We start from the raw sequence: 23,721 nt of genomic DNA, 5'->3' as shown, positions 1-23,721 counted from the left end.
GCGCCGCACGCATACCGGGCGCCCCGAAGGGACGTTACTCAAACCTCTATGAACACTTCTCAAGACCTGTCGATCATTTCCCTCGTCCTCAACGCGAGCGTGCTGGCCCAGGCCGTGATGGGGCTGCTGCTGCTGCTGTCCGTGATGTCGTGGACCTTCATCTTCCGCAAGTGGTTTGCGATCCGCCGCGCACGCGCGCAGACCGAACGCTTCGAGAGGGACTTCTGGTCGGGCGGCGACCTGCAGGCGCTGTACCAGAGCGCGGCCAACAACCGCCACACGATCGGCGCGCTCGAGCGCATCTTCGAATCGGGGATGCGTGAATTCCTGAAGGCGAAGGAAAAGCGCCTCAGCGACCCGGGCCTCGTGCTCGACGGTGCGCGCCGCGCGATGCGCGCGTCGTTCCAGCGTGAAATGGACGTGCTCGAAGCGAACCTCGCATTCCTCGCATCGGTCGGTTCGGTCAGCCCGTACATCGGCCTGTTCGGCACGGTCTGGGGGATCATGAACTCGTTCCGCGGCCTCGCGAACGTGCAGCAGGCAACGCTCGCGAACGTCGCGCCGGGCATCGCCGAGGCGCTCGTCGCCACCGCGATCGGCCTGTTCGCCGCGATTCCGGCGGTGGTCGCGTACAACCGCTACGCGCACGACATCGACCGCCTCGCGATCCGCTTCGAGACCTTCATCGAAGAGTTCTCGAACATCCTGCAGCGTCAGGCCCAGTAAGGAGCACGCCATGGCAGGAAGTCCCATCCGATCCAGCATGCGCGGCGGCCGCTCGCGCCGCGCAATGGCCGACATCAACGTCGTGCCGTACATCGACGTGATGCTGGTGCTGCTCGTGATCTTCATGGTCACCGCACCGCTCGTCGCCCCGTCGATCATCAACCTGCCGACCGTCGGCAATGCCGCGCCGCAGGAGCAGACACCGCCCGTCGTCGTCAACATCAAGGCCGACCGCACGATGAGCGTCAAGTACAAGGGCGACTCGGGCGCGACCCAGGAAGACACGATGACGAAGGCCGAGCTCGACGGCTTCATCTCGGCGCGGCAGGCCGATCATCCCGACCAGCCGGTCGTGATCGCGGCCGACAAGACCGTGCAGTACGATGCGGTCATGACCGTGATGTCGGATCTGAAGGCGCGCGGCGTCAAGCGCGTCGGTCTCCTCGTCAAATCGCAATGAACCGGCAGCAATCCACGCGCAGCACCGGCTATCCGCCTCAGCCTCCCCGCGAGCGCGGCACCTGGCGCGCATTCGCGCTCGCCGCGCTGATGCACGTGCTGCTCGCGCTGTTTCTCTATCACGGCGTGCAGTGGCAGAACAGCACGCCGGCCGGCGCCGAAGCCGAGCTGTGGACCGAAGTGCCCGACGTCGCCGCGCCGCGGCCGGTCGTGACGCCGCCCGCGAAGGTCGCGCCGCCCCCTCCCCCGGTGCGCGACGAGCAAGCCGACATCGCGCTGCAGCAGAAGAAGCGGCAGCAGGAAGCGGCCGCGCGCGAAGCGCTGCTCGAGCAGCAGCGCCGCGCGCAGCAACTGAAGGCCCAGGAAGAGGACGCGCGGCGCGCGCAGCTCGCGGCGCAACAGGCTGCCGCGCTCGCCGCGCAAAAGGCCGCGGAACGCGACAGGCAGAAGCAGGCAGACAAGCTCAAGCAACAGCAGCTCGCCGAGCAGCAGAAGCTCGAACAGCAGAAACTCCAGCAGCAGAAGCAGGCGCAGCTCGAAGCGCAGCAGGCGGCGAAGGCGAAGTCCGAGGCAGCCGCGAAGGCAAAGGCGGAAGCCCAGGCCAAGGCGAAGGCCGAAGCCACGGCGCGCGCGAAGGCCGAGGCGGCGGCGAACGCGAAGCTCGACCGCGAACGCAGCGCGCGTCTCGCGCAGATGCAGGGCCTGTCCGGTGCCGGCGAAGGCGGCGGCGAAGGCCTCGCGAAAAGCGGCACGGGCACGGGCTCCGGCGGCAATGCCGCAACGCCCGGCTATGCCGACAAGGTGCGCCGCCGCGTCAAGCCGAACATCGTTTGGGGCGGCGAGCGAGCAGGCCTGACCACCGTCGTCAAGATTCGGTGCACGCCGTCCGGTGACGTATTGAGCGCATCGGTCTCCCGCTCCAGCGGGAATTCGGGGTGGGATCAAGCCGTGGTCAGTGCGATCCACGCATCGGTCCCGTTGCCGCCCGATTCTAACGGTCGTACCCCGTCTGACATTACGATTACCTTCAAGGCGGCGGAGTGAAAGGAAATACGCTTACACTCCGGGCGTCACTGTCAGACGGGAACGAATCGGGTATTTTTACTGTCTCTCTGCGGTTGCGCAGCGATCCAAGTCATACGGGAAGCAAGAAGCATGAGTTTGATGACAAAGCTAGGTTTCAGGGCACTCGTGGCCTCGTGTCTGATTGCGGCGGGCAGCGCCGCTAATGCCCAGGTCAACGTGCTGATCACCGGTGTCGGCTCGACCCAGTTCCCCATCGCCACCGCGAATTTCGCGAACGAGGCAGGCCTGCCGCAGCAGGTCACGTCGATCGTCCGCGCCGACCTCGCCCGCAGCGGCAAATTCACCAACATCGACGCGGGCAGCACGCCCGTGCCTGAGACCGCATCGGTCGATCTCGGCGCATGGAAGGCCAAGGGCGCGAATGCGTTCGTCGCCGGCAGCGTGAACCGCGAGGCGAACGGCCAGTACAAGGTCAACTTCATCCTGTACGACACCGTGAAGCAGCAAAGCCTCGGCGGCCTGTCGCTGACGGCCACCGACACCACGCTGCGCACGGCCGGCCACAAGATCGCCGACTACATCTACCAGAAGCTGCTCGGCGTGCGCGGCGTATTCGCCACGCGCCTGTCTTACGTGATCAAGACCGGTAACCGCTACCAGCTGCAGATTTCGGATTCGGACGGCCAGAACCCGCGCATCGCGCTGTCGAGCACCGAGCCGATCATCTCGCCGGCCTGGTCGCCGAACGGCACGAAGGTCGCGTATGTGTCGTTCGAGCGCAAGAAGCCGATCGTCTACATCCACGACCTGCCGACCGGCCGCCGCTACATCGTCTCCGACCAGAAGGGCAACAACAGCGCGCCGGCGTGGTCGCCGGACAGCAACACGCTTGCCGTCGCACTGTCGCTCACGGGCAATACGCAAATCTATACGGTCAACTCGACCGGCGGCGGCCTGCGCCGTCTCACGCAGAGCAGCTCGATCGACACCGAGCCGTTCTACTCGCCGGACGGCCGCTGGATCTACTTCACGAGCGATCGCGGCGGCGCGCCGCAAATCTACCGGATGCCCGCACAGGGCGAAAGCGCCGGTGCCGCGCAGCGCGTGACCTTCACCGGCAGCTACAACACGAGCCCGCGTGTGAGCCCGGACGGCAAGCTGCTCGCCTACATCTCCCGCACCGGTGGGGGCTTCAAGCTGTACGTTCAGGATCTGCAATCCGGCGCGGCGAACGCCATCACGAATACGAATCGCGACGAATCGCCGAGCTTCGCGGCAAACGGCCAGTACCTTCTGTACGCTACCCAGTCGGGTGGTCGCAACGTTCTGGCTGCAGTGCCCTCCGACGGCAGCGCGCCGCCGCAAATCCTGTCCGTCCAGGGCGGCTCCGTTCGTGAGCCGTCGTGGGGGCCCTTCATGCAATGACCACAAGGAGAGTAACCATGATGTCGAATAAGGCTCGTCTGGCCCTGGCCGTGATGATGATCAGCGCGCTCGCAGCGTGCAAGTCGGGTGTGAAGCTCGACGACAAGGCAAACGCGGGTGCAGTCAGCACGCAGCCGAGCGCCGACAACGTCGCGCAAGTGAACGTCGATCCGCTGAACGACCCGAACAGCCCGCTCGCGAAGCGCAGCATCTACTTCGACTTCGACAGCTATTCGGTGAAGGACGAGTACCAGCCGCTGATGCAGCAGCACGCGCAGTACCTGAAGAACCACCCGCAGCGCCACGTGCTGATCCAGGGCAACACCGACGAACGCGGCACGAGCGAGTACAACCTCGCGCTGGGCCAGAAGCGTGCGGAAGCCGTCCGTCGCGCAATGGCGCTGCTCGGCGTGAACGATTCGCAGATGGAAGCCGTGAGCCTCGGCAAGGAAAAGCCGCAAGCAGCGGGTCACGACGAAGCATCGTGGGCGCAGAACCGTCGCGCCGACCTCGTCTACCAACAGTAAGTAACGGAAGAATCGCCGTATGACGCACCGTGTAACCTGGCTGCGCGCAGCCGCAGCTTTCTGCGTCGTCGGCGCGGCGTGGTCGGCCGCGCCGGCGCACGCCGGCGTGTTCGACGACAACGAAGCGCGCCGCGCCGTGCTCGACCTGCGCAGCAAGACCGACAACCTGGCGAGCCAGTTGTCCGCCGCCCAGCGTACGATCCTCGATCAATCCGGCCGTCTCGACCAGCTTAACCAGCAGGTCGCGACGCTGCGCGGCGAGAACGAGGACCTGACGAACCGGCTGACGACGCTCGAACGGCAGCAGAAGGAGTACTACCAGGATCTCGACACGCGGCTCAAGAAGTTCGAGCCGCAGCAAGCGACGATCGATGGCGTCGAAGGCACCGTGCAGCCCGGTGAAACGGATGCGCTCAGCGCGGCGCAGCAGCAGTTCCGCAACGGCAACTTCAAGGCGGCGGCGGCCTCGTTCCGCAGCTTCATCGCGAAGTATCCGCAGAGCCCCTACCAGCCGACCGCGCAGTACTGGCTCGGCAATGCGCAATACGCGCTGCGCGACTACCGCGGTTCGACGGCGACGTGGCAAGGGATCGTGAGCAAGTTCCCGCAGCACCCGCGCGCGGCCGATGCACTCGTGGCGATCGGTACGAACCAGCTCGAACAAGGCCAGAAGGCGGCTGCGAAGAAGACGTTCGAACAGGTTGTTTCGCAGTACGCCGGGTCGAACGCGGCGCAGACGGCACAGGGCAAGCTCGAAACGATCAAATAATTATCGTGGCGGATTGTTGACTCACCGAAAATCCGTCGCTATAATCTTTTGCTCTTTGGGTCGCTAGCCAAGCCGCATCAGCTACAACCTGAAGCCGTTTTTTTGTTCTCGAGCAGTTTTTGAGAACGTGGGGTGGTAACTCAGTTGGTTAGAGTATCTGACTTTTAATCAGAGAGTCGAGGGTTCGAGTCCCTCCCACCCTACCAACTATCTTCGATAGTGCAATAAGCCTCCCTCGCGGAGGCTTTTTTGCGTCTGTCGCCTTGCCGAACAACACGTCCCTTCCCTCAATGCGATGGGCGCTCCGTTGAAAGCGCACCGCGCACCGTTCGACGTCATGCGCCGGTCTGCCAGGGCAGCGACGCTCGCCGGCGCAGCGTAACCGCACCTGCAAGCGTCGCTTGCTCCGTCCGTCACGGCTGTCGCGCGCTCGCCTCCACGGCCTTCTCCGACGTCGCCGCCGCAACCGGCACCTGCGCCACTGCCGCACCCGGTGCGCGCAATCGCACGATCCCCTCGTCACCGACCTCGACGAACAGATCGCCGTTCGGCGTGGTGACCATCCCCGCCGGACGATTCAGCGCCCCCGGCAACGTACCCGGCCGATTGCCGCGTAACCCGAGCTGCCCGGCGATCACCGCCGCATCGCCCTTCGCATCGATCCGCAGGACGGTATGGTTTCCGCGGTCGCTCACATACACGTTGCCGCTCGCATCGGCCGCGATCCGGTCGGGCATGCACCACGTCCAGTCGCAACTGATCAGGTTGTTCGTCAGCCGGTCTTCCTCGTCGCGCGACTTCGCGTTCGCCAGCGCGCCGTAGTACGCGTGCTCCGCGGCCGGCCACGGTCCGGGCAGGAAATGGATGCGGTGCGCGCCGGTCGCCGGGTCGATCTGCCAGATCACGTCGCGACTCAACACGTAGAGTTGTCCTTGCGGGCCGACCGCCAGATCCTCGTAGCTGCCGGGCATCCGCCCGCTCGTGACGAAGCGTTCGACGTCCTCGCGCGGAATCTTGTATTGCTGCGCCTCGCGTGCGACCGTCGCGACCGTCCCCGTCGAGAAATCGAGCCGGCGGATGCTCGCACCGCGGCCCGCCACGTACGGGCTGTCGTCCAGCACGTACAGGTGGCCATCGCGATCGAAACGCAGATAGCGCGGCCGCCAGAACGTCGCCTGCGCAAACGGGCCGTCGACCCGCGTCTCGTCGCTGGCCTTGCCGCTCACTGTCTGCACGTTGCCCTGCGGGTCGATACGACGGATCCGCGCGTTGCCGCTGTCGGCGACATAGAGGTTGCCCGACGCGTCCAGCGCGAGCCCGGACGGATAGCGGAAACGCGCCTTCAAGCGCGGCCCGTCGTTGCGCCCCTCGTCGTCCGGCGCACCGGCCCACAGCTCGCTCTTGCCGTCCGGCGCGATCCGGTAGATCGCATCGTCCAGCCGGTCGACGTAGTAGATCGTGCCGTCGGCGGCCACCGCGAAATCGTCGTCGACCGATCCCGGCAACCGCGCGATCTTCACGTCGGCCGCATCGGTCACCAGCCGCGCATCGCTGCGGTTGCTCACGCCCGCGTAGGCAAGCAGGCGGCCGTCCGACGCCGCCTGCAGCACGACCTGGCCGCTGCCCGTCGCCACCAGCCTGCGGCCCGATCCGTCGATTGCCAGCGACGTCAGGTCGCGATCGTCCGAGCGCCCGCGCTGCAACGCCGGCTGTGCGATGCGCACGGTCGCGCCCGGCTTGCCGTCGGCACCGATCGCCGCGATCGACCGCGCCGTGGCCGCAATCATCTGTCCCGCGCCATCGAACGCAAGCGCGATGTAGTCGGGATCGTCGCGCGCATCGCTTGCTTCGGCCGGCTTGTCATTCTCGCTCACCGGTGCCATGCCGATGAACGGCACGCTTCCGGCCAGTGCCGCGACCGGCCCCGGCTCCGGCGGCACACGTGCCGACGCGGCCGCCGCCGTAACATCGTCCGGCGCGTCGGCCGTCTTGCACGACGACAACGGCGTGTAGCCGTTCGGCGTCACGCGGCCGAACGTCTTGCCGTCGGTGACCCAGATCGCCCCGTCCGGGCTAGCCGCAATCGCGCGGATCCCGGACGGTGTGCAATCGCCGTCGGGCTGCTTCCACGTCGCCACCGATCCGTCGGCGCCGACGATACGCACATGGCCCGAATAGCGTTCGCGCGTCCAGAGCCGGCCCTGCCCGTCCAGCGCGATGGCGTCCGGGTGATCGAGCTGGCCGACCCCGCGCGGGCCGTCGGCATCGCCCGGCTTGCCCGGCACGCCGGCGATCGTGGCAACGGTGCCGTCCGGCCGGATCGCGCGCACCAGCGCGTTGCCGGCGTCAGCCACGTAGACGGTGCCGTCCGGTGCGCGCACGGCATCGCCCGGCTGGTCGAACCGCGCGGCGGCAGACGCGCCATCCAGATACGCGCGCACACCGCTGCGGCCGGCCAGCGTCGTCACATGGCCCTGCGCATCGATATGCCGCACGGTCGACGCGTACCGGTCCACCACGAGCACGCCGCCGTCCCGGTCGGCATGCAGCCGCAGGTCGCCGGCGAAACGGGCCGCCGTACCGGCACCGTCGAGATTGCCTTCCGAGCCGGGCGTGCCGGCCACCCACTCGAGCGACGGCCCGCCTGCCGGCGGAAAGTTGCTGCACGCGCCCAGCAGCACGGCCACGGCCGCGCAGGTCGCGATGCGCACACCGAACCCGTTTGCATTCCGGATCATCTTCCTCTCCTTGCCATTCCGTTCGCGCCGACTGCTGGCCCGCGCATTGCGCGGGCAAGCCGGCCGGTTCCTGTCATTCATTGCGCCGCGGCCTGCGCGGCCGGCCGACAGAACAGCTCGCCGCTGGCGGCCACATAGTCGGCCAGCCGCCCCGGATCGCGTACATCGAACAGCGACACGCTGCCGGCCTGGCTCGCATTGAGCACCGCGAGCCGGCTGCCGTCCGGATTGAACGCCAGCGCAAGCGGCCATTCGCCGGTGCGGTAGGCGGCGCGCAACATGCCCGTTGCACGATCGGCGACCAGCACCGTGTTCTCCTGCGGCAGGCTGAGCGCGACCAGGCGACCGTCCGGGCTGAACGCGAATTGGTAGCTCGTCAGCGCGCGGCAATACTGGGCGGCCTGGCGCGGCTTCAGCGTGTTCGCGTCGTAGGCCGCGATGCCGTCGCGAAACAGCGCGACCAGGTCGCCGGAGCCCGGTTCGACCGCCACGTCGAACGCGTCCGCATCGGCGATCGTGCCGACCTGCGCGCGCGTCTGCGTATCGAATGCGTCGATGCCGCCCGCCACGCCGTTCGTGACGAACAGGCGCCGTCCGTCTGCCGACAGCGCGAGCGCGGCAGGCCGTCCGAACGGCTGGTTGCCGGCGTTCCCGCCGCTCAGCGCGATCGGCTTACCGAGCGAGCGGAACGTCGCGAGATCGACGACGGATACCGAGTTGGCGACCACGTTCAGCACGTACGCGCGCGTGCCATCCGGCGATATCGCGACCGCCTGCGGAAAGCGCTGCACCTTCGCGACGCCGTCGACATGCCCGCTGTCGAGGTCGAGCTTCGCGAGCGAATCGGGACGCATCGAACTGACATACGCATGGCGCTCGTCGGCCGCGATCGCGATGCCCGTCGCCCCCATCCCGCGGCAGAAATTGTCGGGACAACCATCCTTCACCGCCTTGGCCGGTCGCTCGCCGAGGTCGCGCATGCGCTGCCCGACCGCCACATCGATCACTGCGACGGTGTTGTCGCTGTTACTGGTGACGTACAGCCGCTTGCCGTCCGGCCCGAACGCCATGCCGGCCGGCCCGTTACCGACCGCAATGACGGCCGGCGCAGGAGGCGTCGCGGCCGTCGTCGCGGCGGGCTCCGTCTGCGCACACGCGCCGGCCGCCAGCATCGCAAGCGCCACGGAAAGCACGGCCCGGTGCAGCACCCGCGGCTTGAAATCGACTCTCACTCTTTTACTCCCGGAAAATGGTCACGCGGCATCGAACGATGCGTCAGCGCACGCTCACGTCCCGCAGCACAGCACCGTACCCGGCGTACAGGTTGCCGTCGGGCAGCAACTGCAGCTGCGCAAGCTGCCGGTGTACGACCGGCAGGTTGTGGAACGGCATCCGCGTGAACAGATGATGTTCGATATGGAAATGAATCGCGTGCGGGCCGAACAGGAACGTCTGCCACGAACGCCGGCCGATCGTGCGCGCGTTGCGACTCTGGTCGTCGCAAGCCGGCAGCCCCGCGTGTTCGAAAATCGCGCGCACCTGCCCGGCGAGCGGCAACAGCGTGACGGACGGCACGACCCACAGCCCGACGTACAGCAGCGGATGCCCGGCCAGCGCGAGCGCGCCGAACAGCAAGCCGTTGCCGGACAGCATCGACGCGACTTCCCATGCCGCATAGGCACGCGATTTCCCGACCTTCGGCAACGCATGCGCAAATTCACCGCGCGCGAGCTTCACGACGCTCGTCACGTAGCCGATCCCGCACGCGTACGCGAGCAGGCGGCCGATCAGCCGCCCGCGCGTCAGCGGATAGTCGTGCACGCCGAACAGCAGCGCGACGGGATCGTCCGGCTGCATCGGCGCGCGATGGTGCTTCAGATGGCCCGCACGATACGTGCGCAGCGACAGCCACAGCGGGCCAGCCGCGAGCAACTGGCCCAGTACGTCGTTGACGCGCCGGTTCCGTGCCAGCAACCCGTGCGCGCCTTCGTGCATCATGACCGCGAGCGCAAGCTGGCTGCGCGCGATCACGATTGCGGCAAACGCGTAGACGAGCGGATGCGGGAACGCGGTCGCCACCGCGAACGCAGCGACAATCATCAACCAGTCGCCGGCCAGCGCCGCACCGACACGCGACGCGTTCACGCGAAACAGCGCGGGATCGGGCACGAACTGTGCGAGCCGGGCGTTCTGGCCGGCATGATGAACATGGACATCCGTCACGCGAGCCTCCTGCGCAGCGAACGCCGCTCGACCCACAACGCGCTGACCATCGCGAGCGCGACACCGCCCAATACGTCGGCGACCGTATGCTGCTTGAGCGTCAGCGTCGACGCGCAGATCAGCAGGCCGATCGCTGCCGCCGCGAGCCGGCGCCGGTCCGTCAGCATCCGCCAAGCGACGCACGTCACCGCGACATGCAGGCTCGGAAAACCGTTGGCCGCGAGATCGAGCTGCCACATGCGCGCGAGACGGTGGCGCACGAACGTATTGCCGATCTCCGCGACGTCCGGCCGCGGCACGGCTTCCGGAAACAGCAGGAAGCAGACGACACCGAGCACGAACGCGATCAGCACGGCCTCCTTGAACGCGGCGAACGCGGGCGGCCGCGCATATGCGGCAAGTGCAATCACGAACGGAAAGAAGCCGACATAGACGAACCACGACCATGCGATGAACGGAACCCGCGCATCGATCGGCGTGGCGAACACGTAGCGCGGCGTGACGCTGCGCTCCAGCAGAAAGAAGATCGCAAGGCCCGCGGCCATGCCGAACGTCGCGGCCAGCATCTGCCGGATATCAGGCCGGCGATCGTCACGAAGCGACAATGTGTTCATCGCGGAACCGGCGCCTCGCATCGGGGATCCGCTTCGGCCATCCGCGCATGCGGACGCAGCGCGAGAATGCGTGACGTCCATGCATCCACGCGCGCACGCGCATGCTCACGTCCGGCCATCGTTCCTGCCGGCGTGCCCGGACTGCGCATCAGGTCGGCTGCGGCGTGCGCGACCTCCTGCCGGAACGCAGCCGCATCGCCGCGCCACGTGACGACGCGATGCACGAGTTGCAGACGTGCCGCACGCGCGGCATTGCTCGCCTGCTCGGGCTGATCGGTCAGCACGAGCAGGATCGGGCGGCGATACACGCGCGCGATCGACAGCGCGGCCATCCCCGGCGCAGACACGATCAGCGGCGCGTATGCGGCACGCATCGCCCAGTCGGTATCGACGCCGGTCCAGCCGTCGTGCCCGGCGTAGCCCTCGCCCACGCGGTGCGCGGCGAGCCCCGCGTCGTGCATGCCGGCCGACAGCGCATCGGCGAGCGCAACATCACGAAAATGCGGATTCAGATAAACAGCGGCGGCAGCCGGCTCCGATGCCGGCAGTTCGCCAACGACCGGCACCGGCGTCGGCAACCGGCAATGCCTGCACGATCGCGGCGCATCGCCGGCCACCTCGTACGCAAAGTCGTGTTCGATGCAGCACAGCGCCGAATCGATCTGCCAGTCGACGATCCGCGCAAACGCACGCGCCAGCGTGCGCGGCAACCGTGCGTCGAAATTCTCCGTCAGCGCACGGCGCAGGCTGCCGCCATACACATGAACGATGCGGCGCCGCCAACCCGGCACCGCGCCCATGAACAGCAGCGCCGGATGAAACGAGTCGTTGATCACGAGCTCGGCATCGCGAACGATCGCACGCAGCCGCGCGATGTCGCGCAGCATGCGCGTCGGCCGGAATACGTAGTGCGCGACATTGCGATCGGTCGCGTCGCGCAGCATGTTCTGCCGCGCGTCGAACTGCACCGCGTAGTGACGGGACAGCACGGGAGCGTCGATGCCGAACGCGGACAGGAATGCCTGCCCCGCATCGGACGTCGTCAGCACATCGACCTGCGCGCCGGCCTTGCGCAACGCATGCACGAGCAGTTGCGCGCGCATCAGGTGGCCGCGCGCGTCGGCCGTCGCGAGATAGACGATCCGCGGCATCATGCGCGCGGACGAAGCGACTGGATCCATCCGGCCGCGTACATCGCCAGCGCACCCGTCACGCCGAAGCCGGCTTCGATCGCGCGGATCTCGTCCAGCAACGCGGCGAGATGCGCCGCCTCGGACGGCGCAACGAGACGGCGCAGCGTGTCCGAACAGAGCCGGACGTGCCGCGTTTCGTCGGCGAGCACGCGCGCGAGCAGCGGATACAGCGGATGCGCGTCGCCGATCGTCGCGCAGTGGCGCGCGAGCACGCGCATCGCCATCTGTTCCGCGCACAGGCCCGTCGCATAGGCCGGCACGAGCACGCCTTGCGCGAAATGCGGCGCGTAGCGCTGCGCGAGCCGGCGCCACCGCATGATCTTGCGCCGGCTCAGCCAGTCGGGCGCGTGCGGCTCCGCCGAAGCCGCGACACCGCGCACGCGCAGCGCGTCGGCAAACGCGGCCGCGTGGCGTCGCTCGTCCGCGAGATGCTGCTCGATCCGCGGCGCGAGCCAGTCCGGCGGCTGTCCGGTCCAGTCGTCGTGCAGCGCGCACTCGGTCGCTTCTTCGCCGATCAGGTACATGCGCAGCATCCAGCGCTCGCCATGCGTGCTGCGATGAAGCTGCCGGATCGCCGCCCGCTTGATGCGATCGACGAGATACGCACGTACCCGCGCCGCGCCGTACGGCACGGGCGCATCGAGACAGTCGAAGCGCTCGCCGTGCGTCGCCGGCGACGCGGGCAGTTCGCCTGCCGCGGTCATGCCGGCACGCCTCGTGCGGACGCCGATTTCGTCGCGGCTGCCGCCGCAGCAGCCGGATCGCGACGCCAGCCGAGAATCAGGCCGACGAAGCTTTCCTGCATGAACGCATGCGCGGACGCGGCCGCCCCCGCGAATGCCTCCTCGCGGCCGTTCACGCGCAGATAGCCGTTGCCGTCGCGCGCGCCGAACTCGATCCGGTCGTTCTTCCTGAAGCCGCGCTCGCGCACCTCCTTCAAAAGCGCGCTGCCGTCGAGACCGAACAGGAACAGCTCGCGCTGCGCGACCCACACCGGAATGTGGTTGCTCAGTGCCTCGAAACGAATCGACCACGTGCCGGCCGCGAGTGCGCGATCGACGTCCGCATCGTGCGGCGCGTTCGACGTGAAGCTCGCGCGCGCGACCGACTTCGTCAGGCCGCCGACGCCGAGCGCGATCGTGATGTCGTCGGCGGACGGCTGCTTCGGATCGGTCGCGCTCACCTTCACCAGATGCCGCGCGAGCCGAGACGCCAGCGACGGATGCGCGAACAGCGCAAGCGTTTCGTCCGGCGTGAGGATGTCGCGCTCGCCGTCGCCCTCCTTCACGCGCACGCGATACGGATCGATCCGGACGTCGGTGAACTTGCCATGCACGGGCGCATGGACGTACACGTCGCGATCCCATTTCGCACCGTCGCGACGCAGCAGCACGTGCACGCTCAACGGCACGCGCCGGCCATCACCGTCGACACCCGTGCCCTGCAGCAGCACGTCGCCGAGCACGTCCTTCGTGCGGCGATTCGCATCGCTCGAAAAGACGATCGCGTGCGCATCGGTATCGATGCTCGCGTGAACCTCGGGCGCATCGAGCGCGACGCGATTGCAGTCCATCGCGGCCGCGTTCGCGAACGGGCAGCCGCTTTGCGACGCGAAGTGGACGATCCCGCGCCCCGCGTGATCGACCGGCGCGGCATGGGCGCCGGCGCTGGCGGCAAACAGGGCGAGGCAGGCAACACGGGTGGCGAATGAGGGCATGGTCGTCGTCGGGATGGAGGCGGGTTGTCGGAGTGCCGTGGTGGCGCCGCGATGCGCGGCGCCGTTTCAATGACGGTGATAGGACAGTGCGTCGAGATCGCGTCGGCCCGATGCACGTCCCGCGAGCCCGAAACCGCGCGCGAGCGCGCCGAGCGTATCGACGGCGGACGCGGCGATCGTGACGCCGACAGCCGCGAGATAGCGAGCGGCGCCAAGCCGCGGCAGTTGCTGGCGATCGAGCGCGCGCAGGCTGTAGCCGAGCCGCATCGCCATCACGCAGAACGGGCCGAGCGGGCCGCTGCGGCCGAGCCACTGCCATTGGCGCGGCAGGTATGCGTTCACGAGATACGGCGTCAGCCCGACGCTGTCCTCGCCACGCATCCAGCGCAGCTTCAGCGATTCGCGATGCGTGTCCGGCAGCCGATGCTCGGTGTGCGCGGCCGGTGCGAACTCGACGGCCACGCCGGCCGCCTGCATCCGCAGCCCCATCACCTGGCAATGCGCGCGATAGACGCCGTCGAGCGGCTCGTAGCGGAATTGTGCGAACACGTCGCGCCGGAACGCGACGTTGTTCGCGTAGAAGTTGCGCGTCGCGCCGTCGCGCAGCGGGCTCGGGAAATACATGAAATCGATCGACGTCAGCGCGATGCCGAGCACGTTCGGCGCATAGCTGGTCCGCCCCGCCACCGCGACGGGCGCGTCGTCCGCCTCGCGAGCGAACGGCGCGAGCAGATGCTCGAGCCAGTCGTCGGCCGGCCGGCAATCGGCATCGGCGAACACGACGATGTCGCAGCGCGCCGCGTCGACGCGATCGAAACCGTCGTTCTTCGCATCGTAGTAGCCGGTGCTCGCGCCGATCTCGACGAAGTCGATCGGGCGGCCTGCCAGCGCGGCGATCTGCGCGCACGCATCGGCAGGCAGGCCGTCGTGCGTGATGATCCATTGCGCGAGTGCCGCGGGCGGCACGGTCTGCTTCGACAGCGCCGACACGAGGCGCTTCAGGCTGTCGACGGCCTGTGCGAGGCCGGCGCCGCCGCGCAGGTTGTTCGTCTCCAGCACGAGCGCGGCCTTCGCGGCCACGGCACGGGCGGCCAAGGCCGTGCTCTCGCGCGGTGCAGTTTCCATGATGTCTGGCATCCTGAATATCTCCATCGTCATGCGCAGCGGCATGGATGAAACGAAAGGACGGGGAGCATGCGGCGCGCCGGCGAATGCAGGGCGCCGCGGATGTCGTCGCGAACCGGGCGGCCCCGGCGGGCGCCCGCTCCGCGTGCCGTTACTCCTGGACGGACGTCGCGGAATCGGCGTCGGTGTAACGCGGCTTCGCGTTCTGCAGGTCGCGCGTGTTCTTCTGCACGGCCACCGCGCCGAACAGCGCGAGCACGAACGACATCGCGTAGAAGCCCTTCTCGCTCAACTGCAGCGTCGCGTTGAAGAGGCCGACGACCAGCAGCGCGATCGACAGCAGCAGTGCGATCCAGCTGATGCCGTAGTAGATACCGGTGACGGGAATGCCTTCCGCGCGGTCGCGGACGCTTTTCTGCAGCGAGATCGCCGCATAGAGGCCGAACACCAGCACGGTGAAGTAGTAGCCCTTCTCGTTGAGCTGCATGCCGGCGTTCCAGAGACCGATCAGGAATGCCGCGAAACCTGCGATCAGTGCGGCCCACGACGCGGCCACGAATGCGAACGACGGCTGCTGGATGGTGGTCTGGTTCATAACTTTGCCCTCTCTTTCTTCTTGTTCGAAATCGTTTTCGTTGAACTGCGTTTCGCGCATGGTAGCAGCTTTGGCGCGCGCCAAGACGGCCGCGCTTGCAGTCTTACATGCCGCGCTGCGCGCGCCGCCAGCGCCCGGGCGTCGTGCCGAGCACCGCGCGAAACGCCTTGCCGAAGGCCGCCTCGGACTGATAGCCGACCGCCTGGCCGATCTCCGCCTGGCCGCGCTGCGTGTCCTGCAACAACGCACACGCGTGCATCATCCGGATCTGCGCGACGAACGCGCCGACGCTCATCCCGGCCTTCTCGCGGAAATGCCGCGCATAGGTCGCGCGCGACATCGCCGCTGCGTCGCCGAGCGACTCGACCGTCCACGGCTGCTCCGGCGCCTGCAGCACGGCCTGGACCGACGGGCCGAGCCGCGTATCGGCTGCGAGCGCGAGCCAGCCGGACGGCACGCGCGCGTCGCGGCCGTATGCACGCAACGCATACGCGAGCAGCGCCTGGCCGAGCGCATTCACGATCGCACCGGCGCCCGGCTGCACGTTCGACGCCTCGGTGCGCAGCACGCTCGTCAGCAGTTGCAGCGGCGCGAACCCCGACACCTCGCGCAACCCGACGTGCAGCACCTGCGGCAGCGTGCGCATCAGCAGTTCGCCCGCGCCGCGCGCATAGACGAAACGTCCGCACAGCAGGTCCACGCTCGCGCTGCCCGGTTCGGCCGGATCGAGATTCGACTTGACCGGCAGCACCGCGCCGCCGGCGGCACCCGATTCGCGCAGCGGTGCGGCCGGCCGCGACCGGCCGGCTCCCGCGTCGAGCAGGTCGTGCGCAGTGCCAGCGGGCAGCAGCACGAAATCGCCGTCGGCAAGCTGCAGCGTGCGCCCGTCGGCGGTACGCAGCCGGCACGTTCCGGCCAGCAGCAGGTGAAACGCCGCCTCGCCGGGCGGCAACGGGTCGTGCGGCATCGCGAACGGCCCGTCGAGCAGGCAGCGTACGTCGAGTTCGACATGGCTACGGCCCAGCGACAGCAGTTGACTCAACGCATCCATGAGACGATCGCGCTAAAAATTGACACTCTAGCGTATCGAAACCCTCAGCGCGAGCGATCAGAATAGCCCTGCATCGCCCGAGATCGCGGCGTCCGCCGCCCCCCTGACCTCTTCTTGAAAAGGACGCATCATGCTGAACTGGAACGAATACCGGAAGGAACTCTCGACGCGCATCGGCGATATCGCCAAGCTGTCGCCCGATACACTTGCCGGCTACCAGGCGCTGGCCGGCGCCGGCGCCAAGACGGGCCATCTCGACGCGAAGACGCGCGAACTGATCGCGCTCGCGGTGGCTGTCACGACGCGTTGCGACGGCTGTATCGCCGTTCACACGGCCGAAGCGACGAAGCATGGCGCAACCAGGGAGGAAGTGGCGGAAGCGCTCGGCGTCGCGATTGCGCTGAATGCGGGCGCGGCGCTCGTCTATTCGGCGCGCGTGATGGACGCGCTCGGCGACTGAACTCGACGGCCGCGGCGGCGCCGTCGCGGGCCGCCCCGCTGCGTGGCGCCCGGCCGCCTGGCCGGGCGGTTGCGCGTCGCACGTACGGATGCGGCACGTATGAGGATTGGGCCGCGTGCCCGCCCGGGCGACCGCCCCGGCACGCGCAGGCGCGACCGCCCTGCGAAGTCGGCTACCATGCGCGAACGATCCATCGTGAAGGAGCGCACCATGTGCCGCTGGCTCGCCTATACGGGTAACCCGATCCATCTCGAGACCGTGCTGTTCCGCGCGAAGCATTCGCTGATCGACCAGAGCCTGCATTCGGAGCTCGGCGCCACGACCACCAATGGCGACGGCTTCGGCATCGGCTGGTACGGGCGCCCCGACGAACTGCCGTTCCGCTACCGCTCCGTGCATCCCGCGTGGAACGACCGCAACCTGCGCGAAGCCGCGCGCGCGATCCGCTCGCGGATGTTCATCGCGCATATCCGCGCGGCGACCGACACGCCCGTGCAGGAAACCAACTGCCACCCGTTTCGCCACGGCCGCTGGCTGTTCGCGCACAACGGGCTGATCCGCGATTTCCACAAGCTGCGCCGCGACCTGACGATGACGGTCGATCCCGCGCTGTTCCCGACGCTCGAAGGCTCGACCGACTCCGAGCTGATGTTCCGCCTCGCGCTGACGTACGGCCTCGAGCAGACGCCGCTGCCGGCGCTCGAGCGGATGGTCGGCATGGTCGAGGAAACCGCCGCGCGCCATCGCGTGGCCAACCCGCTCAACATGACGATCTGCGCGACCGACGGCGAACGGATCATCGCGGTGCGCTACTCGAGCGAACGGCAATCGCGCTCGCTGTTCCACAGCACGTCGTTCAAGCACCTGCACGAGCTGTATCCGCATAACCCGCGCATCGCCGAAGCGGGAGACGACGCGTTCATGGTCGTGTCCGAACCGCTCGTCGACCTGCGCGGCGCGTGGGAGGAAGTGCCGGAGGGCATGGCGATCGTCGCGCATGGGGCCGATGTGCAGCAGCGGCCGTTCGGGCCGCGGCACAAGTAGCCACGAACGTCGATGCACCATTCGGACAAGACAAACACCTTCGGGCACAGCGCGTATCTCTCTACGACGGTTGCCGAACCGATGTTGCGACGATTCCAGTGCGGTAATACAAGTCTTGCATCCAGATTAGAGTCGCTAACATAACTCGACCTGTGGTGCTTCAAGCGTAAGGTTCGCGGCAGGTCGAGAAGAAAAGTGGCCAACTTGCTACGGCCGGTTCTTGAGCCGTTGCCTCCTGAATTTGTGCCGTCAGTGCAGACAAACGACGCGACTACTGTCGATGCCGGCGTTACCTGCGGCAACTTGGCATAACGGCTCGAATCGCTCGCAGAGGTATCGAACGTAAGGAGCGTCTGAGACGTCATCGATGGATCGTTGAGCAAGCCCGCGCCAGGTTGGCCCGCTTCGGCAAGCCGCGCATTCGCTTCGAACAACGGCTCGACATTCAACCTGCCGTCCTTTCGTTGGCTGATGCCGTCCTCTGTTCTCGCTTCGTCGTTGACTTGTGTTAGCGCGGTTCTTGTTGATTCGTGGGGCAACATTTCTTGAACATAGGCTCCCTTGCTCTCGTAAAATAGCTGCCGCTAGGGGCGAAACGCAGCCGCTGGCAAGTAGACATGCTGGATTGATCAAGGTGGCGCCCCGCGCGGAGGAATGCAGTTGCAACGCGCCCTATTTTGCTGTCCAACAATATCGATAACGTTGTTCGAGGAAAAGAATGGATTTCTCTGAGCAGATTCAACAAGCTATTGCGGCAAGAAGGGCTCTTGGTGCGGATTTTTTCGGTGGCTGGGAGTCGTCCGATCTTGATCTATTTGCCAGATACCGAAAAATTACTCAAGGAACGCCTGGATATGTGACCGATTACTTCGGGACGAAAACACCCACGGATTGTGTTCCTTGGGCAGCGGCACGCGATGGTGAGACCTTCGATAGCCCGCCCATTCCGAATGACGGCGTAAGAGCCGAGGCCATTGAGTATTACGCACTACTCGACAGCCTTGAAAATACCAAGGGCAACAGCTTTTCGATGGTTGAACTTGGATCAAGCTATGCGCCGTGGGCTGCGATAGCCGGAGTGCTCGCCAAACGCCAGGGTAAAGACGTTGCCATCAGGGCAGTCGAGGCAAGCGCTTATTTTCACGCCCTTATTTCAAAAAATTTCTTAGCGAACGGTCTCGCTGACGAACTCTCGACTCCGAAAGTCGAAAGTATGGCTATCCATGGAGCAGTAGGCATCAGGAAAGGAACTGTCTTTTTCCCAATTGTCAGGAGCGCTTTCGAAAATGGCGGACAAGCCGCTAATGCTGCGCCAGACGTTGACTATGTCGGCCGATCAGTGCCACACGAGGAAGTGCCGGTCAGAACTCTTGATGAGATACTCGACGGACTTGAAACGGTCGATTTTGTCCACTGCGACATACAGGGATCAGAAGGCGATGTTTTGATTCATGGCGCTTCACAAATCAGTCAAAAAGTTAAGCGCATGTTCATCGGCACGCATAGCCGCAAGATCGAAGGGGACCTGATGGAGTGCTACCACAAGCATGGTTGGCATTTGCTACGGGAACGCCCGGTCACAATGTCTTATCGAGCCGATCTAACCTCAATTGTTGGGATGACAACGATCGACGGTGGCCAATATTGGGTAAACAGCAGGTTTCAATAATGGGGCATCGAATTGATGCTGAAGTTGTAACCTGAAGCTCAAGTTTGCATGGGATCATCGCCGGATTCTTCGTTCATCTCGATGGATGTTAGGCAATGATCCCGTCAGAAAAAAGATTACTGCCAGCCGCAGTCTTCGGTCGGGATCACCAGATTTGCCTGCCTCTTGCCGCGAAAGTAGCTAACAATGCCCAAAACCGACTGCCATCATGCCCATGATGGCAGCATCGGGCCGACCATCCCCGGCAGGAAGCTGAGAGCTGCCGCATCGACCTTCAGGAACATCGCGCCCGTGTACCCGCTCGCTCGTGCGCCTTATACGCGTCGGCAGGCCATACCGGGCGATGAACAGACAGCAAGCTCGCCGCAACTACCGCCCTGACTGTCAAGTGCAGAGTGGCACAATTCGAAGGGTGTCGACGCGCATGTCGGCGCCCGACGGTACCCACACGCGGACCTCCAGATCGCTGATTGGCGTCGCAAGCTCAAACCCGAATGCCGCGATCTCCCCATCCTTCTCGCCTGGGCCAACTTCATACCGCATTAGTACGTATCCGCCACGATCCCAGCTCACGTCCATCCAGCCGCTGTCAAGCATTGCGCAACAACCTTCGAGACTGACTACATACCGCCCTTGGGACAACGACGCGTACGGGCCAAATAGCAGATACCCTTCCTGCCCGTTACTTGACATCGCACCGCGCTCACGCTGACCGACGTGCGTGGACAAACGGATGTCCGCGCCGCGATACGACCTTGGCGCGTCAGCCTCCTCGACTTCGAGCGTGAGCGTCAGTGGTTGGAATCCCTGTTCCTGCGGCCAGTATTCGCCATCTCGGGATAGCGTGAGCACCAGTTTGAATCGTCCGCTAACGCTGGGCGCGACAATACGCATGGATAGTGGCAAAGCTTGACCCGGCGCAATGAAGTTGCCAGGTAACGGAACGTGCTCGCTGTTCGTCGCGGTCACGTTCCCCTGCGAATCGAGCCAGCGATACGAAAGACCAATCGGATGGAAGGTAGTACTTGTCCAGGTCTGTGACGACGCGTTCTCCAGTGTCACCGGAAGCTCGAATGACTCGCCGACCACCAAGCGGCCCAATATCGCGTCGGTCGCAAGGCGCCCGCGCGCGTCTTCAAGATTGACAGACACTGCATCGCCAATTCGATCACACGCGAAATCTGCGGGAATGCTCATGTAGCCCACGCTTGGCGTTGCACGCGGTACCACGACACGAAATGGTACGAGTCGCTCGAAGCAGGCCAGTTCCTCGATTCGGTTGTCCCGACTGCAGGAAAATTCGAATCCGGCGGTATATTGCCCTTCCGGCAAATTCGCCACTAGGTAATAGCGCAAGCTATACGTACCCGGGGCTATTTCCACAAGAGGGCGGTTCAACAAGGTGTTGCTCGTGCCAAACGCCCAACGCCCGTCCTCGTCCGACAAATGAACACCGATACCCAATTGATCAATGTCGGTGTTGATCGAGAAGACAAGATTGAAACGCAGGACCTGCCCGTAGCTACACTTGTCGCCACCTTCAATCGCTGCAGAGATCAATGAAAACTCGGGCATCGAATGTGTACGATGCGCAATGGATTCGTACGGTTGCCAGCGAGGAATCATCGAAATGGAAGCTGCCGTGCGCTTGACACGTTCACGTGTCCACCGTTCGCGGAGCACGTGATAAAACTCGATGTCAAGTTCGTTCAATGCTTCGAGGCATGCGCGCAACGATGGCGAAATCTCGTCGACTTGCGGTCTCGCACGCGTAGTATTCACTCTCTGAAAATGTGCCGGGACAGGAATTTCAATCAACGACGCGACATCCGACAGGAAATCCGGTAACTCCTCGTACAAACCCAACACATCGTAACGCGCAATACCATCGAGCGCCGCGTCGATCTTCTGCCGGTCAGAATGCCCTGAATCAGGCGATATACCGGCAAAGTGCTCCACGTATGGGTTACGAATATTCTTGAGAAAATCCTGATCGAAGGTCTCTTCCACAAGGCGCAAAAGATCGGCACCAGGAACGTCCGCCAACGCGACAAAACGCTCCGCTTGCTCCCACAACCCCGGCAACTCAACTGAATCGTGATTCTTCACGAGAAAGAACAGCCAGGAAATAGCCCGATCGATCGGTTCGCGCAGACAGGTCATGTAGTGGTAGCGCGGATCAAGATCGCTTCCCCGAAAATCGACGTGTGCAGAGATGACGGAATATTCGCCTCCGTATCGCCTAATCAGATCGCGATGCCCCCCGATCAAGTTCGGGGTAACGCACCCAGTACCCAAATTCTCGGTGAGCCACATGTTCACCGCCTGTCCGGCAGTCTTGGGCAAATGATCAAAAATGACGCGACCGGAAAAAACCTGTCGTTGATGCTGCATTGTGCAACTCTCCACTTCTTGCTATATCGCCGCGAGTATCGCTCTCGATCAGCCGAAATTTTGACAGAATTTGACGCGACGTCCAGCGCTTTCACGTGATGGCATACTCCGTGAATGTCCTGATATAAGAAATTGGATTGCCGTGCGATCTGCCACATATTTTCAGTATACAAGTATCAAACCATCGGACTCCAACATCGGCACTCGCCAGCAATTGAATTGCCCTCGTCACCCCGACGACCGGGCGCTGAAGTAACTGTCCTATCATGCGAATTCTCGAATCCATCAGCTTGCGACAGATGGGAAACCGTCGGTGCCATAGGAGATTCACATGAGGCAAGCCATTCTTGCCATTTTGGTGTCTGTTGCTCTGCCGCTCCCCAACGCGACAGCTCAGATCATTAGATCCAACGCCGCTCCTCAGATGCAGCGCGAACTTGGCGAAACGTTTCAGTTCCAGCAAAAAGGCAGCGGAAGCATCCCGCGCGCGCTGTCGGTCAAGCTCGCTGACACCATCAACGCCGCAGATTTCGGGATGCAGTGCAACGGGACGGCCGACGACACGAATGCCCTCAACCGCGCGCTCTCCTATGCTGCAACCGTTGCGCCGTCCGTCGTGAATCTACCGCTATCGAGCTCACGCTGCGTGATCACCGGCACTATTAACGTCCCGGGTAACGTAACTCTCGCGGGATCACGCGGGCAGCGCGCTAGCCTGTCGGCAGGCATGCCAAACCTGAATCCACTGATCTCACTTGATGGCGACGGCTCCGCCGTACGCGATCTCTACATCGATGCAACTGCGTCCGGTCCAAATTTCAAAGGCGCTGCAATCGCGGTCAAGAACGTCGTCGCTCCGGTAATCTCCGGCATCTATATTCAGGGGCCATTCATTGGCATCGACCTAAACGGCAACCAGGCACTCATCGATCAGACCATAATCAACGGGATCAAGGGATCGGGCAGCATCGGCATTCGAATCGGCGCACGAACCATTCATGGCAACACCGTAGACGCGCGTATCACACATACAACAGTCATTGCCGATCGCACCGATCCGGGTGACATCGCGATGCAAGTCCTTGATGCGGGCGGCCTGCTCGTATCTGAATCCGACATGCTGTTCACCAAAATCGGCACGCAAATCATTCCAGGTTCCCAACAATGGGTTGCGTGGGCAAGTTTCAGCAACACATACGTCGGGGATACCAACGCGATCCACGCGCTAGCGATCGATACAACTGCACCAACGGCACGCGTCGAGGGACTCGAATGTACCGCGTGCTGGACCGCATCCGCCCAATCGGACAATATCGTCGTCGACAACTCGGCGAAAGGCATCGTATCGGAGATTCATTTCAACGGGCTGCGCAACTACAACGGCGCGTCGAACGGCGCGAACATCCATGCAGGCACCTTTGTGACATTCGACGCGAGTCGCTTCTGCGGCAACGGCCGGGGCGGTGGTCCCGCTGCCAATATTGTGTATGGCGCCAATGTCGGCGCCTTCGCAGTACGAAATTCGGAGCTAGGCGGAAGGTGCGGTGGGCTCTTCGCTACGGCACCGGAATATGGTTTGTTCCTTACCGGGAACAATACGGGTGCCCTCATCAGCGGCAATGACTTTAGCGGTTCGAAAGTGCCCATCTCAGGCACTCCGGCCGGGAACAGCGTCATGGCATCGAATCTCGGCATCGACAACTCGCCTGCTACGATCGAAAGTGCCGCAACGATCGATGTACACGCCGCATCCATCGCGATGCTCACGGGGCAAGCAACCATCCGCAGTATCCGGCCGACCTGGAATGGTCGCATACTGAAGCTTATCCCGTCTCATGGGCCTGCCAGCTTCGCGACGGGCGGCAACCTCTGCAACACAGTCACTATGCAAGCAAATGTACCGGTGGATGCGTACTTCAACGGCGCTTGCTGGAATCTGAAATAGCTGTGGTACCACCGATTGCCT

21 protein-coding genes, 1 tRNA gene and 1 pseudogene are annotated in these 23,721 nt (G+C 64.7%); 12 read left to right on the top strand and 11 right to left on the bottom strand.

Going from position 1 to position 23,721, the window contains the following annotated elements:
• The first annotated feature begins 48 nt into the window (after positions 1 to 48).
• From tolQ to ABD05_RS09575, 7 genes are all read left to right on the top strand, one after another.
• Positions 49 to 726: a protein TolQ gene (gene tolQ / locus ABD05_RS09605; protein WP_047899916.1), complete on the top strand. Its 678-nt coding sequence runs from the start codon at positions 49 to 51 to the stop codon at positions 724 to 726.
• Positions 727 to 736: 10 nt separating this feature from the next.
• Entirely contained in the window at positions 737 to 1,186 is a 450-nt protein-coding gene (tolR, locus tag ABD05_RS09600; RefSeq protein ID WP_034182823.1) for a protein TolR, read from the top strand.
• Positions 1,183 to 2,229 (top strand): cell envelope integrity protein TolA, encoded by a 1,047-nt coding sequence (tolA, locus tag ABD05_RS09595; RefSeq protein WP_047899915.1) that lies wholly within the window; start codon positions 1,183 to 1,185, stop codon positions 2,227 to 2,229. Before tolR ends, tolA begins: the two co-directional genes overlap by 4 nt.
• A gap of 111 nt (positions 2,230 to 2,340) precedes the next feature.
• Positions 2,341 to 3,636 carry a Tol-Pal system beta propeller repeat protein TolB gene (tolB, locus tag ABD05_RS09590; protein ID WP_047899914.1) on the top strand — a complete coding sequence of 432 codons (1,296 nt, stop codon included), beginning with the start codon at positions 2,341 to 2,343 and terminating at the stop codon, positions 3,634 to 3,636.
• 17 nt (positions 3,637 to 3,653) lie between these two features.
• A complete protein-coding gene (pal, locus tag ABD05_RS09585) occupies positions 3,654 to 4,163 on the top strand; it encodes a peptidoglycan-associated lipoprotein Pal (RefSeq protein ID WP_047899913.1) in 510 nt (169 codons plus the stop codon).
• Positions 4,164 to 4,182: 19 nt separating this feature from the next.
• Positions 4,183 to 4,932: a tol-pal system protein YbgF gene (ybgF, locus tag ABD05_RS09580; RefSeq protein WP_047899912.1), complete on the top strand. Its 750-nt coding sequence runs from the start codon at positions 4,183 to 4,185 to the stop codon at positions 4,930 to 4,932.
• Positions 4,933 to 5,061: 129 nt separating this feature from the next.
• A tRNA-Lys gene (locus ABD05_RS09575) sits at positions 5,062 to 5,138 on the top strand.
• Positions 5,139 to 5,345: 207 nt separating this feature from the next.
• Here the strand turns inward: ABD05_RS09575 and ABD05_RS09570 are convergent.
• The 10 genes from ABD05_RS09570 to ABD05_RS09525 all read right to left on the bottom strand — a co-directional run bounded on the left by ABD05_RS09570 (position 5,346) and on the right by ABD05_RS09525 (position 16,188).
• Complete coding sequence (locus tag ABD05_RS09570; RefSeq protein ID WP_047899911.1) at positions 5,346 to 7,670, bottom strand: NHL repeat-containing protein; 2,325 nt, start codon at positions 7,668 to 7,670, stop codon at positions 5,346 to 5,348.
• 77 nt (positions 7,671 to 7,747) lie between these two features.
• Positions 7,748 to 8,902: a beta-propeller fold lactonase family protein gene (locus tag ABD05_RS09565; protein WP_148669068.1), complete on the bottom strand. Its 1,155-nt coding sequence runs from the start codon at positions 8,900 to 8,902 to the stop codon at positions 7,748 to 7,750.
• A 43-nt stretch (positions 8,903 to 8,945) separates the two neighbouring features.
• Positions 8,946 to 9,893 (bottom strand): fatty acid desaturase family protein, encoded by a 948-nt coding sequence (locus ABD05_RS09560; protein WP_047899909.1) that lies wholly within the window; start codon positions 9,891 to 9,893, stop codon positions 8,946 to 8,948.
• Entirely contained in the window at positions 9,890 to 10,507 is a 618-nt protein-coding gene (locus tag ABD05_RS09555) for a phosphatase PAP2 family protein (RefSeq protein ID WP_047901146.1), read from the bottom strand. Before ABD05_RS09555 ends, ABD05_RS09560 begins: the two co-directional genes overlap by 4 nt.
• Positions 10,504 to 11,661: a glycosyltransferase family protein gene (locus ABD05_RS09550; protein WP_047899908.1), complete on the bottom strand. Its 1,158-nt coding sequence runs from the start codon at positions 11,659 to 11,661 to the stop codon at positions 10,504 to 10,506. Before ABD05_RS09550 ends, ABD05_RS09555 begins: the two co-directional genes overlap by 4 nt.
• Complete coding sequence (locus ABD05_RS09545; protein ID WP_047899907.1) at positions 11,658 to 12,404, bottom strand: hypothetical protein; 747 nt, start codon at positions 12,402 to 12,404, stop codon at positions 11,658 to 11,660. The genes ABD05_RS09550 and ABD05_RS09545 overlap by 4 nt, the downstream gene beginning before the upstream one ends.
• Entirely contained in the window at positions 12,401 to 13,417 is a 1,017-nt protein-coding gene (locus tag ABD05_RS09540) for a hypothetical protein (protein ID WP_047899906.1), read from the bottom strand. The genes ABD05_RS09545 and ABD05_RS09540 overlap by 4 nt, the downstream gene beginning before the upstream one ends.
• Before the next feature lie 66 nt (positions 13,418 to 13,483).
• Entirely contained in the window at positions 13,484 to 14,542 is a 1,059-nt protein-coding gene (locus ABD05_RS09535; RefSeq protein ID WP_047899905.1) for a glycosyltransferase family 2 protein, read from the bottom strand.
• Positions 14,543 to 14,693: 151 nt separating this feature from the next.
• On the bottom strand, positions 14,694 to 15,137 hold the full coding sequence (yiaA, locus tag ABD05_RS09530; RefSeq protein ID WP_047899904.1) for an inner membrane protein YiaA: 444 nt from the start codon (positions 15,135 to 15,137) through the stop codon (positions 14,694 to 14,696).
• Positions 15,138 to 15,240: 103 nt separating this feature from the next.
• Positions 15,241 to 16,188 carry a cupin domain-containing protein gene (locus tag ABD05_RS09525; RefSeq protein ID WP_047899903.1) on the bottom strand — a complete coding sequence of 316 codons (948 nt, stop codon included), beginning with the start codon at positions 16,186 to 16,188 and terminating at the stop codon, positions 15,241 to 15,243.
• Positions 16,189 to 16,318: 130 nt separating this feature from the next.
• Between ABD05_RS09525 and ABD05_RS09520 the strand changes: the two genes are divergently transcribed.
• From ABD05_RS09520 to ABD05_RS35955, 4 genes and pseudogenes are all read left to right on the top strand, one after another.
• Entirely contained in the window at positions 16,319 to 16,648 is a 330-nt protein-coding gene (locus tag ABD05_RS09520; RefSeq protein ID WP_034182812.1) for a carboxymuconolactone decarboxylase family protein, read from the top strand.
• A 210-nt stretch (positions 16,649 to 16,858) separates the two neighbouring features.
• Entirely contained in the window at positions 16,859 to 17,692 is an 834-nt protein-coding gene (locus ABD05_RS09515) for a class II glutamine amidotransferase (RefSeq protein ID WP_047899902.1), read from the top strand.
• A gap of 254 nt (positions 17,693 to 17,946) precedes the next feature.
• A pseudogene (locus ABD05_RS38885) lies at positions 17,947 to 18,204 on the top strand (IS5/IS1182 family transposase); the annotation flags it as partial.
• Between the two features lie 206 nt (positions 18,205 to 18,410).
• Entirely contained in the window at positions 18,411 to 19,361 is a 951-nt protein-coding gene (locus ABD05_RS35955) for an FkbM family methyltransferase (RefSeq protein WP_082146077.1), read from the top strand.
• A 384-nt stretch (positions 19,362 to 19,745) separates the two neighbouring features.
• Here ABD05_RS35955 and ABD05_RS09510 read toward each other — a convergent pair whose 3' ends face one another.
• Positions 19,746 to 21,755 carry a Wzt carbohydrate-binding domain-containing protein gene (locus ABD05_RS09510; protein ID WP_047901145.1) on the bottom strand — a complete coding sequence of 670 codons (2,010 nt, stop codon included), beginning with the start codon at positions 21,753 to 21,755 and terminating at the stop codon, positions 19,746 to 19,748.
• 331 nt (positions 21,756 to 22,086) lie between these two features.
• On the opposite strand from ABD05_RS09510, the gene ABD05_RS09505 reads away from it, so the two are divergent.
• The gene (locus tag ABD05_RS09505; RefSeq protein ID WP_047899901.1) at positions 22,087 to 23,700 is read left to right on the top strand and encodes a pectate lyase family protein; all 1,614 of its coding nucleotides are present in this window, start codon (positions 22,087 to 22,089) and stop codon (positions 23,698 to 23,700) included.
• Positions 23,701 to 23,721: the final 21 nt, after the last annotated feature.

This window comes from Burkholderia pyrrocinia (assembly GCF_001028665.1).
Lineage (GTDB): Bacteria > Pseudomonadota > Gammaproteobacteria > Burkholderiales > Burkholderiaceae > Burkholderia > Burkholderia pyrrocinia.
This window is presented reverse-complemented; position numbering and strand designations above follow the sequence as displayed.